At 36.7% G+C, this 1,545-nt stretch carries 2 protein-coding genes; both read right to left on the bottom strand.

Going from position 1 to position 1,545, the window contains the following annotated elements:
• Positions 1–643, bottom strand: a 643-nt coding sequence (locus ACTQ53_RS17420; RefSeq protein ID WP_441934566.1) for a hypothetical protein, incomplete at its 3' end; no start/stop codon positions are given.
• A 37-nt stretch (positions 644–680) separates the two neighbouring features.
• Entirely contained in the window at positions 681–1,190 is a 510-nt protein-coding gene (locus tag ACTQ53_RS17415; RefSeq protein WP_441934564.1) for a hypothetical protein, read from the bottom strand.
• Between the last annotated feature and the right edge of the window lie 355 nt (positions 1,191–1,545).

The following is a 1,545-nucleotide window of genomic DNA, read 5'->3' as shown; positions in this document are numbered from 1 at the left end:
AATTGATGGTGTAAAGATACGAAAAATATTCCAGATAACAGCATAAAGCAGAGATTATTTTCGTGAAATATAAACATTTTAAACAGGCCTTACTTTTTAAAGTGGGCTCAATATTGGATTTATCTGTATCGAATGTAGCATCTCTGTATACATAGATGTTGTAGTCGATATTGCCTGACTGATAGTGCAATTTGCCACCATTAAGAACATAAATATTCACATTCTCGCCAATACCCCAATGACTATTTATAGTAAGCTCACCTTCGTTTGTAATGTAAATGTTTGTGTTGCTGATGTTTGCAAGCGCTGCTGTTACGTTGCTTTTAACAATATAGTCACCTGGCTTATCTATGTTTCCTTCTACAGTTGTACCTTTTGCTGTTGGAGCTGCAGGCATTGTTAATTGTGTAACCTGAGGCTCACTAATATTTGCTCTTGTTCTGGCTCTTGTTGAAAAATTGGTGTTATAATTAATAACTCTTGCCGCCAACTCTTCTGCATTAGTAATAGAAACGACCTCTTTACCAACAATGCTTTTTTCTCCATTGTTGTTATTTGGGGCGTCGCTATTGCTATCACTACAAGATGCGAGAAGCAATGCTGCAAAGCTGAATGTTGCAAGTTTGATATTTAATGCTTTCATTTTATCTTTCTTTTAAATGTTATTTATTGATTGATATTTAGCGGATAACCTTAAAGTTAGCTTTAGCTGGCTTTTTTGATGAGCTGGTAAAGTTTTGAATAAGGTTTGCTCTCCCATCTATCGATAGGATGGGAGAGCAGAGTGAATTATTACCGACAACGAAGAGGGTAGCGTTCTGGAGGGTGTTGTTGGAGAAGTCGTAAGTCTTTCCGTTTCTGGTCTTGTATTTCTCGTTTGACAAATCCTTTGCAGCGTTCAGCTGTACTGCATCTTCATTTGATGGAACATTTGGCATTTGGGTAAGTCCATTGAACAAGGTCTCGTCAATTGCACGAGTTCTTGCCTTGTTAGAGCTGCTGCGCTTGTAGTTGGTAACGCTAGCTGCCAACTGTGCAGCATCAGTCTGTGTAAGTCCAATCTTGGTAATCTCAGAAGGGACGGTACCAGAGGTGATAGGAGTGGCAGGATCCGAAGAGCTGTCGCTACATGATGCGAAAACGAATGCTGCCAAACCTATAGCAGCAAGTTTAGAATTGAATACTTTCATATCTATTTAAGTTTAAATTGTAATTTCTTACTTTATGATTCTTTTTGTTCAATTAATCTTTATCATTTTGCCTAAAATCTTTATCATTTTGCTTAAAATCTTTATCATTTTGCCTAAAATCTTTTACTAAATTTGCCTAGCAAAGTTATTTTTGCTTACTTTTAGGAGTTAACTAGTTAGCTCTTCGGGCTTTAGCCATCAATTAGACGGTGCAAATATAGTGTAATTATTTCAAACGAAGCAGGTAACTACTCAGCACCCCTATAGAAAACTTCTCGTTAATAAAGCATAAACTTGATTTTGCTGATTTTCTTCATCCTTACAAACTTTTTAATGATTGAGTCGATGAGGACGT

Source organism: Prevotella sp. Sow4_E9_plate, assembly GCF_052116205.1.
GTDB lineage: Bacteria > Bacteroidota > Bacteroidia > Bacteroidales > Bacteroidaceae > Prevotella.
Note: the sequence above shows the minus strand (reverse complement) of the source record. Positions and strands in the feature narration are given on the sequence as shown.

Bases quoted from the DNA above. Each gene is read 5' to 3' on its own strand.
- ACTQ53_RS17415 (WP_441934564.1), bottom strand. From the start codon at position 1,190: ATGAAAGTATTCAATTCTAAACTTGCTGCTATAGGTTTGGCAGCATTC.